27 protein-coding genes and 1 pseudogene are annotated in these 25,139 nt (G+C 37.5%); 4 read left to right on the top strand and 24 right to left on the bottom strand.

Annotation, left to right across the window (positions count from 1 at the left end; genetic code table 11):
• Nucleotides 1-89: 89 nt before the first annotated feature.
• Nucleotides 90-1,925 carry an LTA synthase family protein gene (locus H9648_RS18135; RefSeq protein WP_191755204.1) on the top strand — a complete coding sequence of 612 codons (1,836 nt, stop codon included), beginning with the start codon at nt 90-92 and terminating at the stop codon, nt 1,923-1,925.
• Nucleotides 1,926-1,971: 46 nt separating this feature from the next.
• Here the strand turns inward: H9648_RS18135 and H9648_RS18130 are convergent, their stop codons facing one another.
• Entirely contained in the window at nt 1,972-2,148 is a 177-nt protein-coding gene (locus H9648_RS18130; RefSeq protein ID WP_191755203.1) for a hypothetical protein, read from the bottom strand.
• Nucleotides 2,149-2,225: 77 nt separating this feature from the next.
• On the opposite strand from H9648_RS18130, the gene H9648_RS18125 reads away from it, so the two are divergent.
• Nucleotides 2,226-2,972 carry a metallophosphoesterase family protein gene (locus tag H9648_RS18125; RefSeq protein ID WP_191755202.1) on the top strand — a complete coding sequence of 249 codons (747 nt, stop codon included), beginning with the start codon at nt 2,226-2,228 and terminating at the stop codon, nt 2,970-2,972.
• A gap of 60 nt (nt 2,973-3,032) precedes the next feature.
• On the opposite strand, the gene H9648_RS18120 is transcribed toward H9648_RS18125, so the two are convergent.
• The 11 genes from H9648_RS18120 to H9648_RS18070 form a co-directional block, all read right to left on the bottom strand.
• Complete coding sequence (locus tag H9648_RS18120) at nt 3,033-3,488, bottom strand: VOC family protein (protein WP_191755201.1); 456 nt, start codon at nt 3,486-3,488, stop codon at nt 3,033-3,035.
• 23 nt (nt 3,489-3,511) lie between these two features.
• Nucleotides 3,512-3,907, bottom strand: a complete 396-nt coding sequence (locus H9648_RS18115) for a VOC family protein (RefSeq protein WP_191755200.1) — start codon at nt 3,905-3,907, stop codon at nt 3,512-3,514.
• Between the two features lie 13 nt (nt 3,908-3,920).
• The gene (locus tag H9648_RS18110; protein ID WP_191755199.1) at nt 3,921-4,946 is read right to left on the bottom strand and encodes an S-adenosylmethionine:tRNA ribosyltransferase-isomerase; all 1,026 of its coding nucleotides are present in this window, start codon (nt 4,944-4,946) and stop codon (nt 3,921-3,923) included.
• Entirely contained in the window at nt 4,946-5,671 is a 726-nt protein-coding gene (locus H9648_RS18105; RefSeq protein WP_191755198.1) for an SDR family NAD(P)-dependent oxidoreductase, read from the bottom strand. Before H9648_RS18105 ends, H9648_RS18110 begins: the two co-directional genes overlap by 1 nt.
• 161 nt (nt 5,672-5,832) lie before the next feature.
• Nucleotides 5,833-6,798, bottom strand: coding sequence for a UV DNA damage repair endonuclease UvsE (gene uvsE / locus H9648_RS18100; protein ID WP_191755197.1), 966 nt, complete (start codon nt 6,796-6,798; stop codon nt 5,833-5,835).
• A 141-nt stretch (nt 6,799-6,939) separates the two neighbouring features.
• Nucleotides 6,940-7,398 carry a C40 family peptidase gene (locus H9648_RS18095; RefSeq protein ID WP_191755196.1) on the bottom strand — a complete coding sequence of 153 codons (459 nt, stop codon included), beginning with the start codon at nt 7,396-7,398 and terminating at the stop codon, nt 6,940-6,942.
• Between the two features lie 123 nt (nt 7,399-7,521).
• The gene (locus tag H9648_RS18090) at nt 7,522-8,685 is read right to left on the bottom strand and encodes a GerMN domain-containing protein (RefSeq protein ID WP_191755195.1); all 1,164 of its coding nucleotides are present in this window, start codon (nt 8,683-8,685) and stop codon (nt 7,522-7,524) included.
• On the bottom strand, nt 8,672-9,217 hold the full coding sequence (locus H9648_RS18085) for an RNA polymerase sigma factor SigX (RefSeq protein WP_066390760.1): 546 nt from the start codon (nt 9,215-9,217) through the stop codon (nt 8,672-8,674). The genes H9648_RS18090 and H9648_RS18085 overlap by 14 nt, the downstream gene beginning before the upstream one ends.
• 445 nt (nt 9,218-9,662) lie before the next feature.
• On the bottom strand, nt 9,663-10,274 hold the full coding sequence (locus H9648_RS18080) for a TetR/AcrR family transcriptional regulator (protein WP_191755194.1): 612 nt from the start codon (nt 10,272-10,274) through the stop codon (nt 9,663-9,665).
• 57 nt (nt 10,275-10,331) lie between these two features.
• Nucleotides 10,332-11,240 (bottom strand): GNAT family N-acetyltransferase, encoded by a 909-nt coding sequence (locus H9648_RS18075; protein WP_191755193.1) that lies wholly within the window; start codon nt 11,238-11,240, stop codon nt 10,332-10,334.
• A 171-nt stretch (nt 11,241-11,411) separates the two neighbouring features.
• Nucleotides 11,412-11,714 carry a hypothetical protein gene (locus tag H9648_RS18070; protein WP_191755192.1) on the bottom strand — a complete coding sequence of 101 codons (303 nt, stop codon included), beginning with the start codon at nt 11,712-11,714 and terminating at the stop codon, nt 11,412-11,414.
• A gap of 111 nt (nt 11,715-11,825) precedes the next feature.
• Between H9648_RS18070 and H9648_RS18065 the strand changes: the two genes are divergently transcribed.
• A complete protein-coding gene (locus H9648_RS18065) occupies nt 11,826-14,225 on the top strand; it encodes a transglycosylase domain-containing protein (RefSeq protein ID WP_191755191.1) in 2,400 nt (799 codons plus the stop codon).
• A gap of 30 nt (nt 14,226-14,255) precedes the next feature.
• Here H9648_RS18065 and H9648_RS18060 read toward each other — a convergent pair whose 3' ends face one another.
• Both H9648_RS18060 and H9648_RS18055 read right to left on the bottom strand, forming a co-directional pair.
• Complete coding sequence (locus H9648_RS18060; protein WP_191755190.1) at nt 14,256-15,125, bottom strand: metal-dependent hydrolase; 870 nt, start codon at nt 15,123-15,125, stop codon at nt 14,256-14,258.
• 132 nt (nt 15,126-15,257) lie between these two features.
• Nucleotides 15,258-15,602 (bottom strand): hypothetical protein, encoded by a 345-nt coding sequence (locus H9648_RS18055; RefSeq protein ID WP_191755189.1) that lies wholly within the window; start codon nt 15,600-15,602, stop codon nt 15,258-15,260.
• Nucleotides 15,603-15,873: 271 nt separating this feature from the next.
• Here H9648_RS18055 and H9648_RS18050 point away from each other — a divergent pair, with 271 nt between their 5' ends.
• Nucleotides 15,874-16,050: a YjcZ family sporulation protein gene (locus H9648_RS18050; protein ID WP_144704659.1), complete on the top strand. Its 177-nt coding sequence runs from the start codon at nt 15,874-15,876 to the stop codon at nt 16,048-16,050.
• 42 nt (nt 16,051-16,092) lie between these two features.
• On the opposite strand, the gene H9648_RS18045 is transcribed toward H9648_RS18050, so the two are convergent.
• The 10 genes and pseudogenes from H9648_RS18045 to H9648_RS18000 form a co-directional block, all read right to left on the bottom strand.
• Nucleotides 16,093-17,091: an ABC transporter permease gene (locus tag H9648_RS18045; protein ID WP_191755188.1), complete on the bottom strand. Its 999-nt coding sequence runs from the start codon at nt 17,089-17,091 to the stop codon at nt 16,093-16,095.
• Nucleotides 17,088-17,942 (bottom strand): ABC transporter permease subunit, encoded by an 855-nt coding sequence (locus H9648_RS18040; protein ID WP_191755187.1) that lies wholly within the window; start codon nt 17,940-17,942, stop codon nt 17,088-17,090. Before H9648_RS18040 ends, H9648_RS18045 begins: the two co-directional genes overlap by 4 nt.
• A gap of 9 nt (nt 17,943-17,951) precedes the next feature.
• Nucleotides 17,952-18,446: a hypothetical protein gene (locus H9648_RS18035; RefSeq protein ID WP_191755186.1), complete on the bottom strand. Its 495-nt coding sequence runs from the start codon at nt 18,444-18,446 to the stop codon at nt 17,952-17,954.
• A 136-nt stretch (nt 18,447-18,582) separates the two neighbouring features.
• Nucleotides 18,583-19,005: a pyridoxamine 5'-phosphate oxidase family protein gene (locus H9648_RS18030; RefSeq protein ID WP_191755185.1), complete on the bottom strand. Its 423-nt coding sequence runs from the start codon at nt 19,003-19,005 to the stop codon at nt 18,583-18,585.
• 168 nt (nt 19,006-19,173) lie between these two features.
• Nucleotides 19,174-20,883: an ABC transporter ATP-binding protein gene (locus H9648_RS18025; RefSeq protein ID WP_191755184.1), complete on the bottom strand. Its 1,710-nt coding sequence runs from the start codon at nt 20,881-20,883 to the stop codon at nt 19,174-19,176.
• Between the two features lie 830 nt (nt 20,884-21,713).
• Nucleotides 21,714-22,331: a hypothetical protein gene (locus H9648_RS18020; RefSeq protein WP_191755183.1), complete on the bottom strand. Its 618-nt coding sequence runs from the start codon at nt 22,329-22,331 to the stop codon at nt 21,714-21,716.
• A 43-nt stretch (nt 22,332-22,374) separates the two neighbouring features.
• On the bottom strand, nt 22,375-23,043 hold the full coding sequence (locus tag H9648_RS18015) for a hypothetical protein (protein ID WP_191755182.1): 669 nt from the start codon (nt 23,041-23,043) through the stop codon (nt 22,375-22,377).
• Between the two features lie 298 nt (nt 23,044-23,341).
• Entirely contained in the window at nt 23,342-23,485 is a 144-nt protein-coding gene (locus H9648_RS18010) for a hypothetical protein (protein ID WP_191755181.1), read from the bottom strand.
• Between the two features lie 327 nt (nt 23,486-23,812).
• Nucleotides 23,813-23,974 (bottom strand): annotated as a pseudogene (locus tag H9648_RS18005) (hypothetical protein); the annotation flags it as partial.
• A gap of 46 nt (nt 23,975-24,020) precedes the next feature.
• A complete protein-coding gene (locus H9648_RS18000; protein WP_191755180.1) occupies nt 24,021-25,127 on the bottom strand; it encodes a DUF3800 domain-containing protein in 1,107 nt (368 codons plus the stop codon).
• Nucleotides 25,128-25,139 lie beyond the last annotated feature (12 nt).

The following is a 25,139-nucleotide window of genomic DNA, read 5'->3' as shown; positions in this document are numbered from 1 at the left end:
TTAAAAAAAGGTACTCTATCACTTTTAATCTTTCGTGAAATAGCCTACAATGGTAAAGATTTCCGTTTCACTACAGGAGGGTTATACCTATGAACGCTAAAACAAAACACGCAGCAATCTTCCTGGCTATTTCTTTGCTTTGGTTGAAAACCTATATTGTTTATAAAGTTTCATTTACGCTGCCTATCGATCATTTCCTGCAAGAAATTTTATTATTTTTAAATCCTTTAAGTTTTCTCGTACTCTATTTTTGTTTAGCTAACCTTGCTTCACCTGCTAAAAGAAGACGAATCATCTTTTGGCTTTCCTTTATTTATAGCTTTATCTTGTATGCGAACGTCGTCTATTATCGATTCTTTACCGATTTTCTTACGATCCCGGTATTGTTTCAAACAAAGAATGTTGGTGATATCGGGAACAGTGTTTATGAACTGATCTATTTCACAGACATTTTCTTTTTTGTTGATCTGTTTCTGTTAGCTTATCTATTAAAACAGACGAGATGGAAGTCTGATCATCTATTAAAACCAGTGGACCGGAGAAAATTATTCTTATGCGGTGTTGCTATTTTATCTGTTCATTTAATCCTTGCAGAAATAAACCGGCCACAGCTTTTAACTCGTACATTTGATAGAGAAATTCTTGTGAAGAGCTTAGGAACCTTCAACTACCATCTGTACGACATCATGCTCCAATCAAAGTCTTCTATGCAAAAAGCACTAGCAAGCAACATGGATGCAGAGGAAATTCTCCTGAATGTGAAAAAAGAAACAGCTAACAACCCTGAGCTCTATGGAATTGCTAAAGGAAAAAACTTAATCATGGTCTCTCTCGAGTCTACTCAAAATTTTGTACTGAATTACGAAATTAACGGTGAAGAAGTGACACCTTTCTTAAACGAACTTGCTAAATCCAGCTATTATTTTAATAACTTCTATCATCAAACAGGTCAGGGAAAGACATCCGATTCTGAGTTCTTGATCGATAATTCCTTATATCCACTGCCAAGGGGTGCTGTTTTTCAAACCCATCCATTGAACGAATACAACGCGATGCCCGAAATTTTAAAAACAAACGGCTATTATTCAGCAGTTTTTCATGGTAACAACAAAAGCTTTTGGAACCGGGATGTTATTTATAAGACAATGGGCTATGACAAGTTTTATAGTGAGGAATACTATAACGTTACGGACGAAAACTCGATAAACTATGGACTTAAAGATATACCTTTCTTTGAGCAATCCATGCCATATCTAAAGAAGCTGCCTCAGCCTTTTTATGCTAGATTTATTACGTTGACGAACCATCATCCTTATTTGATCAATGAAAAGGAACAGTGGATCGAGCCTTACCCTGTAGAAGATGGAACGGTTAGCCGCTATTTTACAACTGTTCGCTACGCGGACGAAGCACTGCGCCAGTTTTTTGAAGAACTGAAGAGCTCTGGATTATATGAGAATTCAGTGGTAGTCGTATATGGAGACCATTACGGGATATCAGAACGGCATCAAGAAGCGATGGCCGATGTATTGAGCAAAGCCACGCTCACAGCCTACAATCAAGTAGAACTGCAGCAAGTACCCTTATTCATTCACGTCCCAGGAAAAAAAGGCAAGCAGATTGATACGGTCGGTGGACAGATCGATCTAAAGCCTACGCTGCTACACTTGCTTGGAATTGAATCAAAGGATGATGTTCATTTTGGAACGGATCTATTTTCAAAAGAACATCATGAATTAACCGTTCTGCGTAACGGTTCGTTCGTAACAGAAGACTATATTTATACAAATGAGACGTGTTATGTGAAACCTTTCGGAGCACCTGTAGAAGAGGAAAAATGTAAGCCTTATATCGAACAGGCAAAAGAGGAACTCGATCAGTCAGATCAAATCATCTATGGTGATTTGCTGCGATTTTTAAAATAATTATAGCCCCCTCGTGAGGGGCTATGTTTTTTCTTTTAATCCATTTCTATCTATAACCGTCTTTTATTTCTTTAGATAACCTCAAGGCAGAACCAACAGCTACGAGTAGGAATGTTAAGAAAAAAATACTCTTCCACTCATCTATGTAGATAAAGTACAACATACCTAATAGGGAGATTAGTAATAAGAGTAATTCAAAAATAAAATCAAACTTCTTTCTCATTTCCTTAACCTCCTAAGTCTTTTACAAAGAAGCAGTCTTATTTTATTATAAAAGATATATTTGTTGAAGGTGGAGATATGTTGAAACCTCTTTTTGCTTATTTTACAGATATTCATGGTAATTTGGATGCACTTCAAGCTGTTATTGATGACGCTACACGTATGGGAATCTCTCGTTTTATTAGTGGCGGTGACATGATTGGAATCGGTCCGTTTACAAACGAGGTGCTTGAACGGTTATGTAATCTCCCGTCTATTATGATGGTTACGGGAAATCATGATGAATCGATCTTGGCGTTAAAATATGGTCTGCCTCACCCAAAGAGTCACAGACATGCGAAGCAACATCATCAATGGATTGCTGACCAGCTAACAGATACTTATGCTCATATATTGAGCACACTTCCCCGAGAACTAATAGTTGAAGAAGATGGTTTCCGTTTTCTCTTCACGCACTATCCCTTCAAGGAAGGAAAAAAAGAATCTCCAATAGTTGAAGATCCTTTTATGCCAATTATTAGTGAACCGGATTCTATAGCGATGAAAGAGCTTTTTAAAGGCTTACTTACCTATGATTTTATAGGATTTGGGCATCATCATATCCTTCATGACTATAAGGTAAATCAAACTCATTTAGTGAATCCTGGTGCACTAGGTTGTAATAAAGTTGCCGAAGCGCGTTATGCCATCATCTCTATCACAGATGAAAAGGATCTTAAGATTGATTTTAAATCTGTGGCCTACGATCAAACAAATCTGTTTAAGGCATACAAAGAACTTGAAGTTCCAAATGGTCCCTTTTTAATGAGAGCCTTTCATAGTTAACGTATAGCCCTTTTCTTTGCTTCTCATTTTATTACTGTTCGTCTTTGTAGTAGAAATCATTTATTTTGTTTTATTCCATTCATCTAATGTCATCATATTAAATTCTTCTTTTACATCCAGTCTTAAAGGAGCAATTAATTCAATGCTATTTCCATCTGGATCTTTAAAATAAATAGCTGCGTGAGCTTGTGGGTTATTTGGTAATACTAATGGTTGTTTTTCTGGTGGATATCCAAAATTAGTAGAGACTTCTATAGCCCGTTCTTCTAACCATTCCTTCATACCTAACATACTATTTCTATCAATTTGAAAAGCGATATGCCTTAACGATGGGTGATAGGGTGTTTTAACCTTTTCAGTTTCCCATAGTCCCAACCAGCTTCTTCCTTTCTCAATCCAGAAAAACACTAAATTTTCTTGTTGATAAGCGATCTCTAAATCTAGTTTCTTATAAAAGTCTATAGATGTTTTAAGATTACTTACCGGTAAATGTGCTTCATATAGTCCTTTAATCATTGGATCACTCCTATTCACTCATTCTATATCTTATCTTCTAATCTTTTTTGGGATGAAAAACTAGAGATTTGAGTTTTGGTCGTTTGTATAAATTCAATCTCTTCTCCGTCTGGGCCATCATAAAAAACCGTTCTCCAACCGTTTGGAAGGTCATAGGGTCCCTCTGTTAAAAAGATCTTCTTACGAGTTAGTTCCTTTATTTTTTCCGTCACAGAAGTCACGCTGAATGCGATATGGCTGCGTGCTGCATGACTCTCTGAGTTAGATATCAATTCAAGCTGAAATCCTTCTCCTACTAAAAAAACAATCTCTGTATCGTTCCACATGAAACTTTCTTTCTTTTCAAGAGGAAGAATCTTTTGATAGAATTCACAAGACGTTTTCATATCACTTACATACAGCCCGATATGATGCAGCATCTTATTCCCCCACTTACAAAATTAGATTCATATCGCCGAACTCGTGCCAGAGGTAGCGCTTTTGAATCGCGTCATTGTAAGCTTTATATAACTTGGATCGGTCTACGAATGCAGAAAGCAGTTGCAGATGACTCGCCTCCGGTTCATGCATCCCTGTAATCAACCCATCACATACGGCCAGTTTCGTATTTTCAGTAATATATAGATTCGTCCATCCACTAGCTGCCTGGACCCTTCCGTTTTGCTGTGCTACTGTCTCTAGCGTTCTTACAACAGTTGTACCAACTGCGATCACGCGGTCTCCATTGTTTTTCGTTTCAGAAATGAGCTCAGCCGTTTCATTCGGTATATGATAGTTTTCAAAGTTTTTGTCCGGTCCTTTATGCCACTTATCATCCAGCAAATAACTTAGACCCGTATGGAGCGTAATATAAGCGATCCTAACGCCTTTTTTCTGAAGCCTAAACAGAAGTTCCCAACTGAACGCCCTTCCAGCAGAGGGCATCTCAACAGACCCTGGAATGGTAGCGAAAACCGTTTGATAGTAATCCAAATTCCAAGGCTTTTGAATGTATTCGTACCTGACAGGCTCTCCTAGATCATAGATTTGGTTAAACAGCGAAGAGCAGCATAGATTAAAGGCTAATGATACAAAAGGTGTATCTTCTGACTGTTCTATAATAGTAGCCGTTAATGTCGGCGAAAAACGGATGATATCACCCTCTTTTACAGTTCCGCTAACGGGAAGTGCTTCCCATGTCGATTCATTCTTTCTGTGAGCCAGCCGGATCTCTACCTCAGTGCCATCTGCTTCTATACGACTTTTTAAAACGGCTGGAACTGTTCGGCTCGCGTTAAGTACAAGCAAGTCACCTTTTTTTAAGTACCTATCTAGTTGATAGAACTGAGTGTGATTGGTCATTCCAGTGTTTTTATCGAGCACCATCATTTTCACATAATCTCTGCGTAATCCTCTTCGTTCTGGTGGTTCTTTTGCGTTCAGTTCATCTGGAACCTCAAACTTCATCGCTGCTTCCATTAAAACTCACTCCCCTCAAGCTGAAACGTCTGTGCTTCAAATCGCTTTCCGGTAATGAGTGAGGATGCATCTGATGCCAAGTATCCAAAAACAGCCGTCAGATCCTCAGGTTTTGCAAGCTCATAATCACAGTCTGGTACAGCACGTGCATGCATGTCTGTATCCATCTCACCTGGATCAACCATGTTCACACGCACACCAGATTCACTTACTTCGTCTGCCCACGTTTCTGTTAGCCCTTCAAGTGCAAATTTTGAGATGCCATATGCTCCCCAGCCCGCATACCCAGTTGCCCCTGCCTCTGATGTGATATTAATGATGCTTCCTTGTTGTTTTTGAAGCATGATCGGTAAGACTCTTCTTGTTACTAAGAAAGGTCCGATCGTATTAACTCGGAGAACTTCTTCGAAATCTTGTTCTGGATAATCAAGCAAATAAGGAATCGGGCTAGGACCGATGATAGATGCGTTGTTGATCAACACATCTATTGCTCCAAAATGCTCTTCTGTCAGTGCTACGAATCGTTCTACATCTTTTGACTTTGACATATCTGCTTCTATCGCGAGAACGTCTGCTCCAAGCTGAATCGCTTCAGTCTTCACTTTTTGAAGGGCACCTTCGTTTATTGCACATATCGCCAAGTTATATCCTCCCTGGGCAAAATATAGAGAAAGCGCTTTACCTAAACCTTTAGAAGCACCTGTGATCATAATTACTTTTTTCATTACGTGTTCCTCCCGAATTTACATTTTATACTTTTTATACATTTATGTTTACTAAGTATTTTTATTATAGTGACACTTCTTTTCATTCGTCAATGATAAAATTTACAAATTTTTCGACAAATTTCCCGGAAGATAAAAAAACCTCTGCGATAGCAAAGGTTTTACTTAAGGCGAAAAGATGCTCCGTCTAGTATTTCAACGTCTTTCCTCTCTTTAATTTCCCTCATAAGCTGAAAAAGGGCTAAATCTTTTTTCTTCGATTCAATCATACAATCTATTCTCTCCACACTACCTTTTACTTCTTTTAAAAAGTCAAAAAACATATTAACATCCACATAGTCTGCATGATTTCTAAATTGTTTCTCGCTCTTTGGACTCGAGATATGCATCTTCAATGGCAACGGAGATGTTTTCCATGACTCTACTACTCGTGGCCAATGCTGGATCCAGTTCTCGTCATGATGGTATGCAAGGTGATGATGATAATCGAACACAAGGGGAATCTGCAGCTTTTCACAAAGGTACAGAGCATCCGCCATTGTAAAAGAAGTATCATCGTTCTCAAGCATGATCATCCTTTGAATGGATAACGGAACGCTTCCCCAATTCTGCACGAATCGCTCAAGGGCTACATCGGTTTCTTTATAGTTTCCACCTACATGCATCACGCATCGATGCTCTGTATCCATTCCCATGCTTTTGAGTATTTTGTAGTGCAGCTGTAGGGTCTTTAGAGAGTTTTTTAGAATCTCTTTTTTCGGAGAATTTATTAGTACAAAATGGTCCGGGTGAAAGTCTAGCCTCATATTATGTTGTTTTGCATATTGTCCCATCTCATGGAGTGCATCATGCAAAGGACTAATATAATCCCAGTCTAAGAGCTCACTATGATTGGCTAGCGGAATGATTCTGGATGTCATTCGATAAAACCTTACATCGTTAGCCACGGCATGCTTTAACACTCGTATCGTATTGGTTATATTGGCATGCGATATGCGCTCAAGTTTTCTTAAACCCGCTTCTCTATTCTGCAGCTGACTGAATTGTTTATAGGTCATCGTTTTGGATGGAGAAGCATTTTTTAATTCCATGCTCATTGCCACAAAACCAAGCTTAATTATGGTCATCTGTCACACCTCATTTTCATCATTAACAGTATGACCCTATTACTTTTGTTTTTAACCAATAGGCTGAACAGGTGTTGAATTGATTGCTCCTGAACTACGAAAAAAACTGCCCTCAACATTGGGGACAGTTCGCTTATCTATTCAGGGTAAATATCTTTTCGAACCTACATACGTTCCTTTCCAGTACTTAGAATCAAGTGTTTGTATTCGTACCCCTTTTGAAGTAGCCGCAATGAACTCTCTATTTCCCATATAGATGCCTACAAAGGAAACACTTTTGCCATATGTTTTAAAGAATACGAGGTCACCTAATTTTTCTTTTCCTTTTGAAACAGGTTTACCGCCTTTATATTGATCAGCAGACGTTCTCGGCAAACTTTTGTTAACTACAGTTGTTTTGAATATATATGTGGTAAACCCTGATGAATCAAATCCTTCTGGTGTTGTGCCGCCCCATTTAAATGGAGTTCCCTTATATAGTTTAGCTGTTTCTGTCACTTCTTGATCATAAGATGGAGATGCTTTTGCTACAGATACACCGCCTAAAATGAATAGAGCTGCGAGTCCTAATGAAACTACTGCAACGAGTAAACGTTTCATGTTTAACTTCCTCTCTTTAATGAACTACTTCATCTATTAGTCGCAGAACACAGTAATAAAGTTACTTTCATTGCATAGAAAAAAGACTGCAAATTGCAGCCTTTTTCGACACTCATTTTTATACTATTGATAGAAGTTTGCACCGGTCACTCCTTCAATCTCTTCATCAAGCTGATAAGGACCGATTGAATCAAGTTTCGTATTATTAAACTTTACCGACTCAAAACCGTAGCTTTCAGCAGTTAATAGAATAGCATCGATCATCATCAGATCTTCTGTATCATCTGCTGATAATTTTATAGAGTCAGGAAATGTAATCTCTACATCATCCTTGTTTAGTACTTTTACACCTAGTACTGTGTTTTTTGGTAACAGCGGTTTAAGGCCACGCTCTTGCTGATCATCCATCATCTCAAGAGCATCTTCAAACTCCTTTGGCATCGACTTCGTGTCTATCCCCGTTGCATACAGACTTACGATAAATGCATCTGTTGATGGGGCATCATAACGAAAATGAGGAGCACCAGGAACTTTAAGATCCCACTCAGATACTGTTCCATAACGCTGGAATTCGTAGCCTTTGTCACCATTCATACGCAGTTCAACTTTCGCCTTCTGATTCTCGTTAGCAAAAGTCATCGTGATTAAAGCCTGAAGCAGAGGTTCTTCGGCTCCATTAATAGACCCTGCTGGCAGATCAACAATCACCGTCTCTTCTTCCTCAGTAATTTTCGCCTTTTCTAGCGGACTATCCGCTAATCCAACATTGTTAGGATTGAATGCTTTAAGTTCTTTATTCACTTTATTAACATAAAAGTCTTGATCAGTTAAGAAACTAACAGGTATGACAAGCTGTGCTTGATCATCCAAATAACCTACAGTCACCCAGTCTTTGTTCATCGCTTTCAAGTTCTTTTCTAGATTAGGCGCATGATACGCAACAGATGGTTCAGCTTTCATGATTCCAGCAGAGTTTTGGTCTTTATCCGCTAAGTCATCTAACGATTTATCTTCCCTCTTATCCGATTGCTCAGCAACTTTGGAGTTCTCCATCTGTATCCCGTTCTTTACAAGATCCGGAGCGAAGACACCAAATATGACAAGCGCGCAAGCAGTAGCGAGTGCCGGTATACTCCATGAAGGAAGCCGCTTTCCCTTATTGTCCTTATAATTAATATTTGCCTGAACCTTTAAGAAAAGATCCTGCTTAGATCGACGGTCTCTTATTGGGGGCAAATGCTTAAGATGCTCTTCAATTTTTTCATCATTCCACTTAATTGGTTCCATCTTTCAATTCCTCCTCCAGGCCCGGTTGCTGATCCAGCCATTTGCGCAGTTCTTTTATAGCCCGGTGCTGGGTGGTCTTTACTTTACTTTCGGTCCAACTTAGTATTTGCGCAGTTTCTGAGATCGATAATGATTGAATGTACCGAAGTACAAGCACTTGCTGCTGATCGAGTGAACAACGTTTCATCATTGTATATAAATCTCGGTAAGACTCTTTTTTTGCAACTAATTCTTCTGGAAGGGGATCTCCATCACGCAATACACTTTCACTTTCTTTTATATCAAAGAATAGGAACCGTTTGTTGCGTCTGGATTGTTTTCTAAGCCAGTCAATGGCCACGTGCCTGGCAATGGAATACAACCATGTTTTCTCTGAACTCTTGCCTTCGAAACTTTCGTAAGCGTTTAATACCCGGATATATACTTCTTGCACAAGATCTTCTGCCGATTCGCGATTTCGTACCATATAGAAGATAAATTGAAATAACGCCGTATGATACTCATCGTACAATCGGTCGAACGTTTCCTTCACTTCGGATGGCCCCCTATCTCTATGTATTTATGTAGTCGAATTTACTTATAAAAAGTTACATTACAAACATGTTACTTCTAAGTCTACTCTTTTTTATATCATCTCGATAGGACCATTTGGTCGATAATTCCCAACAAAAGTGGAACTTCTTAGACAAAACTAGCCAGTAAATATGTCTTGATCCGGATAGGTGGTTTTTAGGGGAGAGAAAGCGAACCAGCATCGATACGTAGCGGGGTATTTTCGATATTTATTCAAGAATTATTTATAATAATCCCTGAAGTTTTGAATTTATTTCCGCGAATTTTGAGCATAATCCCGCGAGTTTTGCTTATATATCCGCGAGTCGACTTATCTCGACGTTTTTGGATATCCACATACCCTTACTACCAAAGCATCCGTTAGCACATACAAAAAAGACACCAAAAATACTGGTGCCTCCTCTTTATTTCGTTATTACATAACTTAAAAACATTTCTTCAATGGTATCCCAGGCTATCCGATATTGCTCTTCTTCTCCTAAAAAAGAATAATGAAGCACGTTACCATCACGAAGAGCCCAAAAGATTCGTGAAATGTTCTGCGGATCTAACTCTTTTTTGATTTCTCCTGATTCCTGACCATCTTTAATAATCTTCACGATATATTCGATAAATCGATTATATCGCGCTGCAAGAATAGTTCGTAGATCATCTTGTCGTGATCCATAGAGCCAGAATTCAATATATACACGCATCGTCTGCTGATCATCTTCTTTTAACTCTTGCTTTTTCCAACGTTTGAATAGATTTTCAAGCTTTCTGCTAGCACTTGTAAGAGAAGCGTTCTCTTGTTCCATATCTTCAAAGAATTCATCTGTTCTTTTCTTTAACAGCTGAAGATAGATCTCTTCTTTACTAGCAAAATAGTTATAGATGGCACCTTTACTGATGTTCGAATCTTTAACGATGTCGTCTATAATCGTAGCTTGATATCCCTTTTCACTAAAGCATTTTAAGGCGCTCTCAAGAATGTGGTTGCGTTTCTCTTCTTTATACTCAGCTGAAACTTTAGGCATGATGCTTCCTCCATTTATGACACGTCTTCTATAAGTATAACAGAGTTTTCAGTCTATTTAGGAAAAAGTTTTCACTGCTTTCGGCTCGGATGTTTGACTGATTACCCGTTCCATATGTACTTGTTCAACATACGTCGTAAATCCTGTATCACGCAAAAGTTTGTTTAATGAATCCTCTTTTTTAGGTATGTTGATCGTTAACCTTTTTACAGATTCCTCAGCTGAGGCGAATGCGGTTTTTACTAATTCTCTCACCGTCTCCTCTTGGAATTCATTCTGTTCGTCGGTTACACATTGATAGAGTAGAATTGCGGATAGCTTCCCTGTTTCATTATGCACTTTTTTATACACAGCATATCCGAGTGGAATTTCGTCTTTCATTCCTACCACACAAATACAGTCTCTTAGACTCTGAAATTGCGTCTGCCATGCGGTACTAGGTTTAAAAAAGGACAATCGTTGTATATCAAACAGAGATACTTCTTTGATCTGTATTTCTGAACTTGCACTGTTCCAAGCTGTAATGAGCCCTTCATGCTGAAGATATGTCAGTTCTTCAAACGTCTCATAACCCATGCTTTTATATAGTTGAATAGCAGGTTCATTTTCTTTTATCGCTTCGAGCCTTGCGATTTCGACCTTTTCTTCTGCATATATGTTTAGACAGACGGTTATGAGTTTCTTGCCAACACCCATTCCTCTAAAATCTGGAGCGATCGCGGTCCCTCCGTTCCATACGTATCGTTTGCCGTTAATCGTTCGAAAACTGTTCAGTACAAACCCTGCCAACTTGCCATCGTAAACAGCCACGACTGACTTTTCTAAGGAAATTCCTTCACCTGCAATCTTTTGTATGAATCGATTAAGGTCCATGGTCATATCAGAGAAATAATGCTTCCACGATTCGTTCCATAACGAAATCGCTTCATTAAAGGTTAACTCACTAAATCGTTTAATGACTAACACTACAATCACTCCTCAATCTTCTTTTTAAAAACGACTGGTCGTTTTATTAAATTTTATAAAAAAAAGAAATGTATGACCAACATAATCGTTCGACAAAATCAGAATTCCTTTTCTCGAAATTAAAAAACTGATATCCAGAGAAAAATCCCCCTAGATATCAGCTTTCCACATTTATGATCTTTCTTCATTAAATAACATCTTAAAATGATCATAATACTCTTCAACTTTTCGATCTTCTTGCTTTAAATAATCGTTTAATTGTTGTTCTGATGACAATTGAAGAGCCTTCTCTCCAAATTCACTCATATCATCTAGTACACCAGAAGTTTTCTCTCCGATCTCAACATCTTCTTTTAATAGTTGAGCAACTTCCGTTAATTTATTGAGCTGTTCTTCACTTAAGCTTTTGTTTTGATGAATATCTTCCAACATGGAGTAAATAATCTGAGCTCTTTCTTTCGTCTGTGTTTTCATAAAATCACTCCTCTAATTTAACTGTCCCCCATCCAGTCTCTTTATAAACTGTTTTATATTTACAAGTATTGGGTAAATCAGGAGTAGAAACTTAGAGAAAGGAAGAGTGCTATGGCGAAACGGTCTGTACTTCGTCAGAAAAGAAAACGATCACTTTGGATTCGGCGAACAGCTATTATTACTCTCATTCTTTTCTTATCCAGTGTGACATTTGGAGGGGCCATGATCTATGCATACGTGAATGGAACTCCGAAGCTTACAGCTGACGACCTGAAGGATCCTCAATCATCGATGATCTACGATATGAACGATAAGTTCATCACGTATGTAACAAGCTCTGAACGACGAGAATATATCAAGATTGATGACATACCAGAACTTGTTCAACAAGCATTTATCTCTACAGAAGACGTTCGATTTAAAGATCACATGGGAATAGACGTGAAGCGTATAGTCGGAGCCGCGGTTGCAAATGTACAAGATGGATTCGGTGCTGAAGGAGCAAGTACGATCACACAGCAGGTTGTAAAAAACTCAGTTCTATCGTCCGACAAGACACTCGAACGAAAAGTGCAAGAAGCTTATCTTGCTATTCAATTAGAACAAAAGTACACAAAGAATCAAATCCTGGAGATGTACTTAAACAAAATCTATTTTGGCAGCGGAGCATATGGTGTTGCGACTGCCTCAAAAACCTATTTTAATAAGCCTCTTAAAGATCTATCGCCCGCAGAAGCCGCTCTTTTAGCTGGTCTTCCTCAAAGGCCGAGCAGTTACGATCCTTTCCTTCACCCTAAAGTGGCAGAAGAAAGACGAAATACCGTACTGCAGCTCATGTACAAGAATGGTGCAATTACTAAACAGCAAAAAGAAGAAGCTCTCCGTACATCCGTAACGGAATCCCTCTCAAAAGAAAAAACGAAGCGATTAAAGTATGATGCTTTTATTCAGCAAGTGATTAAGGAATTAAAAGAAAAAGGAGTTTCTGAGAGAGCGATTTATGAAGGCGGATTAAAAATTTACACAACGCTTGATCCAAAAGCTCAAGCTCATACAGAAAAAGTGCTATCTACTGAAGAATATGTAAACTATCCAAATGACAAATTCAAGGCCGGTGTCGCGCTGCTCGATACAAAGACAGGTGTAATTCGCGCATTAGGCGGGAACCGAACAAGCGGTGAGCAAAACATTGAAAAAGGATTTAACTATGCGACTGATATAACACGCCAGCCCGGTTCGACCATCAAACCCATCTTAGATTATGGTCCAGCAATAGAAAAGTTTAAATGGTCTACGTATAAACAGATTAAAGATGAAGAGTTAGAGATCGACGGTTGGGAAGCCGGAAACTGGGATGATGAATTTCATGGAGAGGTTTCCATGAGAGAAGCACTCGTTCATTCCTACAACATACCTGCGATCAAAAGCTTTATGGAAGTTGGCTCAGAAGATGCTGTAAGCTTTGCCAAACAATTAGGTATTCCTATTAAGAACGCTCATCCTGCCTATGCCATTGGCGGATTTGGCAAAGGGCCCTCACCGCTTGAACTAGCAGGCGCTTATACGGCATTCGGAAACCAAGGTGTCTATCATAAACCGACCACGCTTCGTAGTGTAAAATATCCGGATGGATATGAAACGAAGTACGAATCAAAGCCTGTTGCAGCCATGCATGATTACACGGCTTATATGATTACAGATATGCTTAAAGATGTTGTTAAACGAGGAACAGGAACGCTAGCCGCTGTCCCCGGGTTAGAGGTTGCAGGAAAAACAGGAACGACGAATATGCCAGATGGTCTTGATCATATTGAGAAGGGCTCTAGTGACTCTTGGTTCGCAGGTTATACAACAAATTACACAGCCGCTGTATGGACAGGTTATGACAAAACAACAGCTGAGAGCTACCTAACACCTGAAGACCAAAAAATCGCAAAATACATTTTCAAGTCAATCGTCTCTGAAGTATCAAAAGATAAAAAGACTGCTGGATTTTCTAAGCCAAAATCTGTTGAGGAAGTATACATCAATAAAAATACTGGATATGTAACGAAAGATGAAAACGGTTCTAATGTAACGAAAGAGCTCATCGTAAAAGGGACATCGCTTAAAGAGATGACTGCTCCGGTTAAAACAAAGAAAGCCGCTAAGAACGAACGGACAAAGACAAACAAAAAAGAAAATAAAGAAATGAAGGATGATAAAAAGAAAGATTCAGATAAGGTTAAAGAAGAAGAGAAAAAGAACGAAGACGAAAAACAAACAGAGCCTCCTCCAACAAAGCCAGAGGACGAGGCTGATCCTCCACCACCACAAGATGATAACCCGGATGATCCTGATACAAAACCTGAACCGGAGGATCCACCAACAGTACCAGATCCACCACCAACGGAACCTCCTCCGACAACAGATCCGCCACCGACTGAGCCACCACCAGCGGACGGTGGTCAAGGTACGGGAACAGGAACAGGAGCAGATGCTGGAACATCTGGAACAACAACTACACCGTAATCAAAGAAGTAACCCGCTAATGTAGGCGGGTTACTTTTCTATGAACTCATACAAAAAGGATTCTCCATTGCGATAAAAACGAGGATCATAGATCCCTAGTTTCTTTTCTTCTTCAACCACAACAACGAACGGAGACCAATCATAAAGAGTTTTTGCTTTTGGATTCTCTTCAAAAAGCGGCTCTAGATCAGCTTCATCGCTGGAAACCAACACATGCTCTACCTCAGGCTCAATAAAAAGACTATCTTTTACAATCTCTACTTTACTATCTTTTTTACCGATCACTTGAAACTGGGTAGGAACAAAGCCTGCCGCTAATGCTACCTCATCATACTTTTCTTTTGCTTCATTATAGATGACATAACCTTGTAGCGACTGAACTGCAACATGTGCAACCATCAAAATCCATACCACGCGGAAAACTTTAAAACGATCTGATGGTTCTTTTTTTCTTGAAACGATAAAACCAGCGAGCATCAAGAACCAATATACAAAATCAACAATGGGAATCGTACCAAATGTGACTCGATAGCTTGAGAAAGGCTCGAGATATCCTGTTCCCCACGTGTTAAAGAGATCACTCGTATTATGAATAAACACGGCTAAGAGCGCCCAGTAGAAAAGCCTTCGATCTTTCACCTTAAATAAAAGCCTGCTAAGAAGATAGATGATAATGCCCCAAACAGGGACGAGGAAAAAAGAATGTGTTAATCCTCTATGCCACATCTGCTGCATGATTCGGCCCGTTTCCGTAAGGTTTACGACCACATCAATATCAGGAATCTGACTGCCAACCACTGTAGTAAACAACAAAGCCCTCTTGTGTGACTTGTCCATGTTCATTTTATTCGCAGCGCCATACAACGTTAAACCAAACAATGTGTGAGTTACTGTATCCATAAGTCCTCTTTCATTCATTTTTCTTTTATGTTAACGAAAAAAAGAACTTCTGTCTTGATAGAAGCTCTTTTAAAGGTTTCCATTATTTCCTAAGATAATTTCCGGGGAAATTCGACTTTATTTCCTACATATTCACACTTCTTGTTTGAAGAGTTCAATCCCTTTATTCAAAAGGAATTTTTCAATTTGATTTTTATGATGATCATCGTGTTCAATCATACCCTTAATATATTCACATAATGTAATCCATGAATGTCCCAACTGAAATTTTTCTTCCCACATCCTATTCGGCAGTTCTTGAAGTTTTCTAGATAAGACGAGTCGACATTCAATTACTTCATCAATCAAAGCATTCTTGGAGATACCCGATTTTGCTTCATGGGCAGCATTTTTATTTATTTCTTCTACATCCCCTATTTTAGGTGGTGTGTTAGTACTTTTTAGAAAATAAGAAAACCTTTCATCCCAAACGAACACATCCCATGCTTTAATATGGGCGATGATTTCACCTAGACCACTTATCTTCTTGAATAGGCTCCAGCCAATATTCTTCAGGCATTCTTTGTAGCTCCTGAAGCCAATTTACTAAACTGTTATACTGCATGATCCCTTCACTCATTAGCATTGTCCTCCTAGCATTCCATGAAACTTTTTCAAGTTCATTAGGATTTTGTCCATGTCACTCCTTCTTCTGGGACATACACTAAGATGAAAGCATAAGGCACAAGAAAGAAGGAGGACTTACAGCATGTTTGGAAAAAGACAGAAACAACAACGTAACTGGGGCTATCCAGGTTACGGATATGGTTGCTACACCCCATGCAGCGGTTACGGATATGGCGGCTACGGCGGAGGAGGCGGCGCTTTCGCTTTAATTGTCGTGCTATTTATCCTTCTCATCATCATCGGTGCGTCGTGGAGATAGTAGTTTATTAAGAAGCAAGAGTCTGTGCTCTTGCTTTTTTATTTAACTGATCTTTTTCTTATTTATAAAGGTAAACGAGGCATCCTTTGCAGTAGGTTGTACTTTACTGAAATCTTTCTTTTTTACCTTTTTCTTCACAAATGTTTGATCACTCGCACGCTTAATACCTTCAGCCATAAAGTTAAACGCCATAATTACGGTTGCAAAACTGAGTACTGGAAAAATCACTAGCCATGGTGCAAGTCTTAGCTGATAATAATAGCCTCCTAGTAGTCCAGACCATTCGTTTGAAACTGATACAGGTATTGTGAATTCCATCCCGTATTCCCGAAAAATCGTCCCTCCAAAGAAGATTCCTAATATACCAAGATGCGCTAGCAAAAGTAACACCGCAATGACTTGCTGAACATACATAAGAAGAAGCTTCGGCCATAGGTGTGGCATAACATGCTTAATTAGAATTCGCAATCTGCTCCCACCCATCAGTTTTGCACTCGTAATGAATTCTTCCTGCTGGATGAGGTTAATTTCCTCCTTGATTAAAATGGCTGTGTTTGGTACAGCAATCAGTACTATTAATAAGAGTTCAAAATATACTTTGTCCCAGTATGTAAACTGATCTGAAATAATGACTGGCCATAGAATCAGAGCAATGAGCAAAGCTGAAGGGATATAATAAAAGGATTGTCCTAAACCTTTAACCACTGGTAGAATTCGACCCGCACTCAATAACAAAATGCCTCCTAAATAGGAAAGGATCATCCGAAGGAAACTAGCTAAAAAGGCAATACCTAATGTATGTTTGGCGCCAGATATGATTTGATAAAATAAGTCTGCTCCCATCCTGTCACTGCCGAACCAATATTCACTGGATGGAGCAAAAGGCGCTTTATCAACCGGTGTGATACCTTCGTAAACGATTTGATTTTCATAGATTTCGTTATCCATAACATAATAGTGGTACAAGCTAAAAGTAAGCAATGAAAAGACAAATAAAAAACCTATTATAAAGAATGGTTGCTTCCATATCCCCTTTATCACTTTTGGCCCACCCACTTATATGTAAAGATTCTAAGACATGTAAAAAACAGAAACATGGGTATAAACAATAACAACATGGAAATCGTAAAAATTTCAGGACTTCCCATTTGTCTGACTAGAGTTGTAATTCCATAAACATTAAACAAAAATTCAACCATTAATAAGTTCGATAACATAAACCAAAGGATATTCCGTGATTGATGAAAAACACTGAGTAGTGTATTGGGCAAAACATGCCTGTAGAGAATACGAAATCCTCCTATTCCTTTACTTTTGGCTGTATCGATATAATCTTTTTGAAATTCATCTTCCATGTTAAGAAGCAAAATGCGTAAGATCATAAACAAAGGAACAATGGTTAAACAAAAAATAGGAACAGCATATGTCTTCTGATCATGCAGTGACACAATCTGAAATAAAAGAATATTCGTCTTTTTAAAAAACCATACAATAAAAAACTGTATGCCTATTGCAATCAATACATCGGGTATAGATTCAAATACAAATGAAAACACACGTATCTTATCTTTTAAGCGTGATGGCAGCATAAAGATGGTGATAGCCAAAACAATCGCTGCGATAAGTGCAATGAAAAACGCAGAAAACAAAAGTGTTAATGAATAACCATAAATGTTCCACATGCTTGGGAAAAGTGAGTACTTACCGCTTTCCGTAAAATACATAATCTCTCCTGGATGCATCAGTCCCTTAAACAATTCACCAATTCCATTCAAATAACCATTCGTATCGAAGGACATGTTAGTAAACATGAAAGGAATGGAACCAAGGAGAATGATCCCAATTATAGATAGAACAAAAGAAAACACACTATCTCTTAAAATGAACGGCATAAAATCCCCCTATTTATTGCTTTTATATTCCGCTTTCGCAAGATTATAATCTCTTGATCCAAACGGAATGACAAAAACATTATTCAAATCTCCCTTACATCCATCTAATGCTATATGTCTGTTTGAATCTAAAATACTTATACATTCAATGTCACCTGTTGGCATAGCAAATGTTTTGTTTTTATTCTTAAAAACAGTCTTATCTTTATTTACAAAGTGCAGCTCGCTTGTTGTCGGCTTACCGCTTTTTGGAAAAATCGTTATTTGCAGTTTGCTCTCCTTATTGGCTTTTACATCATCCAAAAAAGCAAACATAGGAACCAAATACTCTGTTTTTGTCGCACCTGTCATGATTTCATGTTCTTTATCAGATAAGTTCTGTATAACTACATGATCCTTTTTGATCGCATCTTTAATCGTGAACTTCGATTCCTTTTCAGCTTCTTTTTCAGAGCAGCCCGTAAGAAGAACCCCTGCAATAAATAAAGCACCCCATTTTTTCAAAAGTAATCCCCCTTTTTATTCATCAATATTCTTACTTTTTAAGATATATCATCTTCCTTTTTATTACAATTACTTTCCTTTCAAGAATTTAGACGTACAAAGGCCCCTCTTTTATTCAAAAGAGAGGCCTTTATTTTTATAATTCTAATGTTTGTGGTTCGTGTTCACTATCGTTCATAAGTCGGATCAAGCTTGGTTTGATCTCAAGCAAGATATAGTTAGGGTCATTTGGACCTTCGAAATAGTGTTTCATTTGATCGTTCCAAAACTTTTCTTTTAACCCTTGATCATCTCGAATTGTAGCTGTACCTTCGATTTCAAGATAAGGATCATTATATCCTTCACCATCATAACCGACAAGTACGTGAACATTTGGGTTATCTTGAATTTCGTCGGCTTTATGAGTCTCGATACTTGTTGGTGTATAAAAAGTAAGCTCGTCGTGGAAGAAGGTCATGTATCGAGAATGTGGCTTGTTCTTCTTAACCGTAGCCAGCACGCCCGTCTGCTTTTTGTCTACTACTTCAAATACTTTATTTTTCATCTGCTCTTTATCCATGTCATCCACTCCTTAAAAGTTTGGCTCTATTATATCTACCTTTTAGGATGGAAAATAAAACATCATGTTATACATAGATTAGACAGAGAGTTTTATATTTACAAGTTCGTATTCATTAACCTTGCTATTTCAAAGGTATCTATAAGATCATGGGCCACTTAAGTCAACTCATCCAAACTGCGCTGCATGTAAACGGCTATAAATGCCTTTTGATGCTAACAGATCGTGATGATTGCCTTGTTCTGCAATTCCTTCATTTGTCACTACCATTATTCGATCCGCATTTTTTATCGTTGCAAGTCTATGTGCAATAACGAGTGTCGTTCTTCCTTCTGTTAATTCTTCTAATGCTTTTTGAATCGCAACTTCAGTTTCCGTATCTAATGCAGATGTAGCTTCGTCCAGAATCAAGATCGGCGGGTTTTTCAAGAACATACGAGCGATGGCTAGTCTCTGTTTTTGGCCTCCCGAAAGCTTGACTCCTCTTTCGCCGATCACTGCCTGGAGTCCATCAGGCTGATCTTTAATAAAGTCATCCAATCGAGCTCTTTTCGCCGCATCCATAATTTCAGCATCGGTCGCGTCTAAGTCACCGTATGCAATATTTTCTTTGATCGTACCTGAAAATAGGAAAACATCTTGCTGCACGATACCGATTTGTTTTCGTAATGATTCTAGCTTCATCTCTTGAATGTTGATACCGTCAATTGTGATCGATCCACTTTGAACATCGTAAAAACGAGGCAGCAAACTGCATAGTGTTGTCTTACCTGCGCCAGATGGTCCGACAAACGCGACAGTCTCACCAGAGCGAATGGATAGTTCGATGTTATTCAGAACTGATCTGTGACCTTCATAACCAAACGTCACATCCTCATAACGAATCGCCCCTTTTAGATCAACCTCTATAGCATCTTCTGAATCAGCTATATCAGGGGCTGTGTCCATGATTTCAACGAACCGCTTAAAACCGGCAATTCCTTTAGGATAGCTTTCAATAACAGCGTTTATTTTTTGAATCGGTCCGATCAAAATATTTGATAGCAGAATAAAAGCAACAAACTGTCCATACGTTAATTCACCTGAAATGACAAAGTATGTTCCAAACAATAAGGTGAAAAGGGTCACTAACCTCATTAATACATAGTTTGACATAACGTTTTGAGCCATGATCTTATAGGATTGAAGCTTTGTAAGACGATACTTCCTATTGTTTTCTCTAAACTTTTCCTGTTCATATTTTTCGTTCGCAAAAGCCTGAACAACACGTATTCCACCGATGCTGTCCTCTACTCTTGCATTGATCTCCGCTACATCCTGAAACATTTTTCTAAATGTTATCGTCATTTTTTTATTAAAGTAAATAGCTAGAATGATCAATAAAGGGATAACGATAAAAGACAAAACAGCGAGCTTCCAATTGATCGTTAACATGAGTCCGAACGAACCAATCAACGTCATAATGGCCACAAACACATCTTCTGGTCCGTGGTGAGCGACTTCTCCGATCTCTTCCAAGTCTTTCGTAAGACGAGAAATACTATGACCGGTCTTATTGTTATCATAATAGCCGAACGAGAGTTTCTGCATATGTGTGAACAACTGCTGACGCATATCGGTTTCAATATTGATCCCAAGCTTGTGCCCCCAGTACGTGACAACAAAATGAAGAAACGTATTTAAAAGGTAAACGAGCAACAAACCTAGACAAGCCAAAGAGATAATCTCCCAGTTCCCATCGGGAAGAAGTTTATCGATCACTTGGTTTACAGCTAACGGAAAGGCCAATTCCAAAATTCCAACTAGAATGGCACAAGAAAAATCAAGTATGAACAACCATCTATAGGGTCTATAATAAGCAAAAAAACGAGCTAACACGTATAGACCTCCTTTACTGTTTTAATTGAAATAGCACTAAATGAAATCCATTCTCAATTATACAGAATAAAGGATTTTCTTACAATTTAAAATTACTTAACCGTTGTTCCTTTATGGGCTAGCCACTGCAAGTAGAAGGCGTGTCAAAGAAATGGAAACGTCCGAATGTCGCTCTCCTCCTGTCCAGTGGGAAGAGAGCAGCCTGGAAAGGATATCAACACTACTTAAGCAACAAAGTTTACGAACACAGCCTTTTCTAAAAAGTGATTGCTAAAGAATTTCTTTGCACTTCTTATGCAAGTTGATTGTAGCGTAAGGTTGCCGACTCCTATGGGACGAGCGGTCAGGTGGAGACTCCTAATGGCGCAAAGCGGCAGTCCGAAAAGTGGAAGTGACTCGTTCAGCCCCGACAAGCAAAAGGTAAATGGGCTTGGAAGGCGCATTTTGCCTTCTTGACCGTTTACCTTTTGACCTCGAGGGGCTAGTCACTGCAACTAGACAGGAGGCTCACCGTTCGCCCCATGGAAAGCGCGCAACCTGGAGCGGAAAGCAACCACTTTCAAAGAAAAAAACCTCCCGTATCGCTACAGGAGTGTTCGCTGACATTAATGTGGGTTACTAAAGAATCCCATAATATCAGGGAATTTTAAATTATTCAAAAAAATAAAAGTACAATAATGTTGGTAACCAAAACTATGTAAATAAAAAATAAAATACCCCAGTTCAATTACAGGAAATCCAATTGACATTTAGTTACTATCTTATTTAAAGTGATAAAAGAGTGTCTCTTACACTTACAACTGCTTTAAAACACCTACTTATTAAACTTGTTATTTATACATAAAAGATACTGTATCCCTTAGTTTATAAATATTATTTTCCACTTTTACTATTCTTAATTTTTGGAGCTTATCTAAACTTAACTTAAAATCGTATTCACTAATAGTATTTTGTTCACGTTGTTTTAGTTGTATATTAACTTGATTAAATAATGTTATTTCATCTAATTGGATTTTATTTTGTTTTTGGTAAAGGTGCATTGTATAAACTATTTCACCTTCGATTATAGTTAAGTTTACCTTTAAAGGATTGAAGAGATTATTTATTACATGAACAACTGCAAATGGTATTAAAATTGGTAGACCAACCGCACCCCCTATTGCTAATGCTGAATTTGAAATAGAATCAAACAACTTTTTTAAGTTGAATTGAATATTTCCAAGTCTATAGTTAGCTCCTCCATAATGATTGTTGATAGAGGTTGAAAGAATTGTATAGGTCATAACAGTGTCTTCTTCTTTAAATGCTGGAGCTGTCACTGTGATTGAATCAATGATTTTCTCTATTATCATATCATTTTCGCTTTCAAAATTCGTAACTACACTTTGAATCTCATTTATTATTTCTTTTTGTTTTTCCATTTTTCTCTTGTTATCATAATTCCACATTAGAATTCTCCTTAGAAATATCTTATTAAATATCATTGTTATATTAATTTAGCTTTTCAATTACCAATCCGGTGTCTTTGTTTACAATTAAAATTTTATTATCTATAGTAAATTCAAATTCCGTTTTTAAATTTGACTCTTCATTCTTTAATAATTCAAAACAATTAAAAGATGATATTAGTTGAGTTTTACTTACCTCAATAAAACTTTCTTTGGACATGCCATTTACAGAAAAGATTTTCGAATGATCTACACCGGCATAATAACCTGTTAACTCTTTCATTAAACAATTGGGTAAATAATGTGCACATTGAGCATTAATTTCTTTCCATGTATTTGATTTTGTATGGGAAATGATATGACCTTTGGATACAGCATCAATTGATGTGCCGCCACTAATAAGAAAATGTTTCAAGCGTTCACCCATCTTTACTTGATTACCATTTAATAAATAATATTGCGAAAATACATAAATAAAAGAGTTCATATAAATCTCACTATTTAATAGGTATATTAAGTTTTTCCTAACATTTTCATCTTTTATTTTATTTTCTTTATATTCATTAAATGTTTGTTCAATTGTTTTATTAGATGTTCTAGCAAGATTACCCGTTAATATTACGTAAACAAAAGTTATTACTACCAATAAAAAATTTATAATTACAGATAGCGCTCCACTATTTTCATTAAAAAATTCTACCAAACTTAGCATTAAATCCTCCTTTTTTATATTCTTTTTTATTTTACCTTAGATTAATAAATTTGTAATTATATGGAGTTATATGTAAAAAAATAAAATATTATCAAATAAAAATAGGGTGGACTTGTGTCCAAGCTTCTTGTCCTATTCTCGCTCTTCCTTCCCGCTTCTTTCCTTATTTAATCTGGCGTTACCTTACCTTCAATCAAACGGTTTGATAAGACCAAAGGTCTTCATGCTCGAACAAAAAAAGAACCGAGAAAACGTACCAACGGTACGCCTCCCGATTCTTTTGATGTTATATACGATCCTACTTGCCTCCGCTTTTCCTCCGATTCGGAACCAACTTAATTACAGCGGTACGAACTCGAGTTACATCGGGAAGAACTAACATGTGGTGAGGATCGATCTCAACCGGTATTTGGATTTTCTCTTTGTTCTTAATCCTTTTCATCGTCCCGTTCTTCCAACCTAAGGGAGCAACGAGTGCTAAAATACACCTCCCTCTCTTTGTCACCTTTTCTATGAACAATAACGGAGGTAGCTGAGAAGTTTTTGTCTTAATGGTTAAAATTTTCAATTAACCCTATCCGGTAACCTGTTGAATAAAAAAACAAACAAGGCATTTTCCAAGGAGCTCTCGCAAGTTTCCCTCAAATGTTGTTGTACATTTCAAAATTCGTTAGGGACTTATGTATTCTTTTTCCTATCTTGGGTTCCTTTAACTTAGCAGCAGGGAATGCGGAAGATATCTCCCTCATGAATCCACTTAAAAAGGGATCTAATGCATCAGACACATTTTTCCAAGCCCGCCGGTTTTAAATAGTCTCCCGAATTGATCAGTTAACTCTTCGCAGCCAATTTTGCCATCAAGTCTGAGATCCATTGCCCCTGTGGCAAAAGTATACCATCGTGAGAAATCATTAGGAGTTGTAAGGAAGCGAAAAACATCTTCTGAAAGACTTCCAAATTGAAATCATTATTAGAACTTATAAAAAATCATATTCCAAAAAGAAGCTAACCTTTAATTCAAACTTATTGCTTCCAACACCGTGCTTAAATCCGGTACTTATATCAAGAGAATGAAGCAAAATTTTCTGGAATTTTTTCATTTTGATTTTTTGTAATTCTGAAAGCCCCTTTAATATTTCACTTAAATTTTGAATATTAACAGATTCCAAAAAAGCCATCCAATAACGCAAAATACCTACAATTAAATCAGATACTTGCACTAAGCGTTCATCTTTTGAATCTACAAATTTATAGTTTATTACTTTATGTCCTGATAATTGTATTGGGTTAGCATTCAAAATTTCTTCAACATATAACTCATGATCAAAAATATGGTCTGCATTAGGATAAGTAACTATTAAGTTAGCATAAAAAGCTGAATAATCACTTATTGCGACCTTATCTTCGTTATCTTCCAGAAATACCAGCTGCCGGTTTCGATAGTTTTTTAGTGATTGCCTTAAATATTCAAGATAAAAATTATCACCAATGTTTACAGACCATATCCAATCAACAATCTCCCCAACAAACTTTTTATGATTTTTGACGTTAGGGTAATCTAATTCAATTAGTAAACTTATAAACCAATCTTGATGTTCCTTAATCAATGAATAAAAGTGATCTTTGAGTTCTCTATTTAAACCTGGCCCACCAAACCACGACTCCTCCATTGAATCCACTATATCAACGATTGTGTAATAAAAATTATCAATATAAGAATAATGAATTAAATATTTTTTTTCGAATAGCCACTCTATAAGCATATTTACTCTCGGTCTTGAAAACAAAGATATGAAGTCCTGTGCATTTTGACGAATATGCTTAAATTTAACCTCAGTTGCATTTCTTTGTAATAGAAATTCAGAAAATAGTTCATCAATATCATCGTCAGAAACCAACTTATCCGATTCAAATCCAATTCCGCCTAGAATAAAGAATTCGTGTTCATTAACGTTAAACCCATCATCTGTCAATCTAAAAGTACGAGGATTATTAGTTTCGTCATAATACAATATGTACTTTTTATCTATGTTTGTTACACCTCCTTCAGAGGCAATATAATTATATAGTTGAGAATAATCCATTTCGACTCCCCC

Source organism: Fictibacillus norfolkensis (assembly GCF_014836645.1).
Lineage (GTDB): Bacteria > Bacillota > Bacilli > Bacillales > Fictibacillaceae > Fictibacillus > Fictibacillus norfolkensis.
This window is presented reverse-complemented; position numbering and strand designations above follow the sequence as displayed.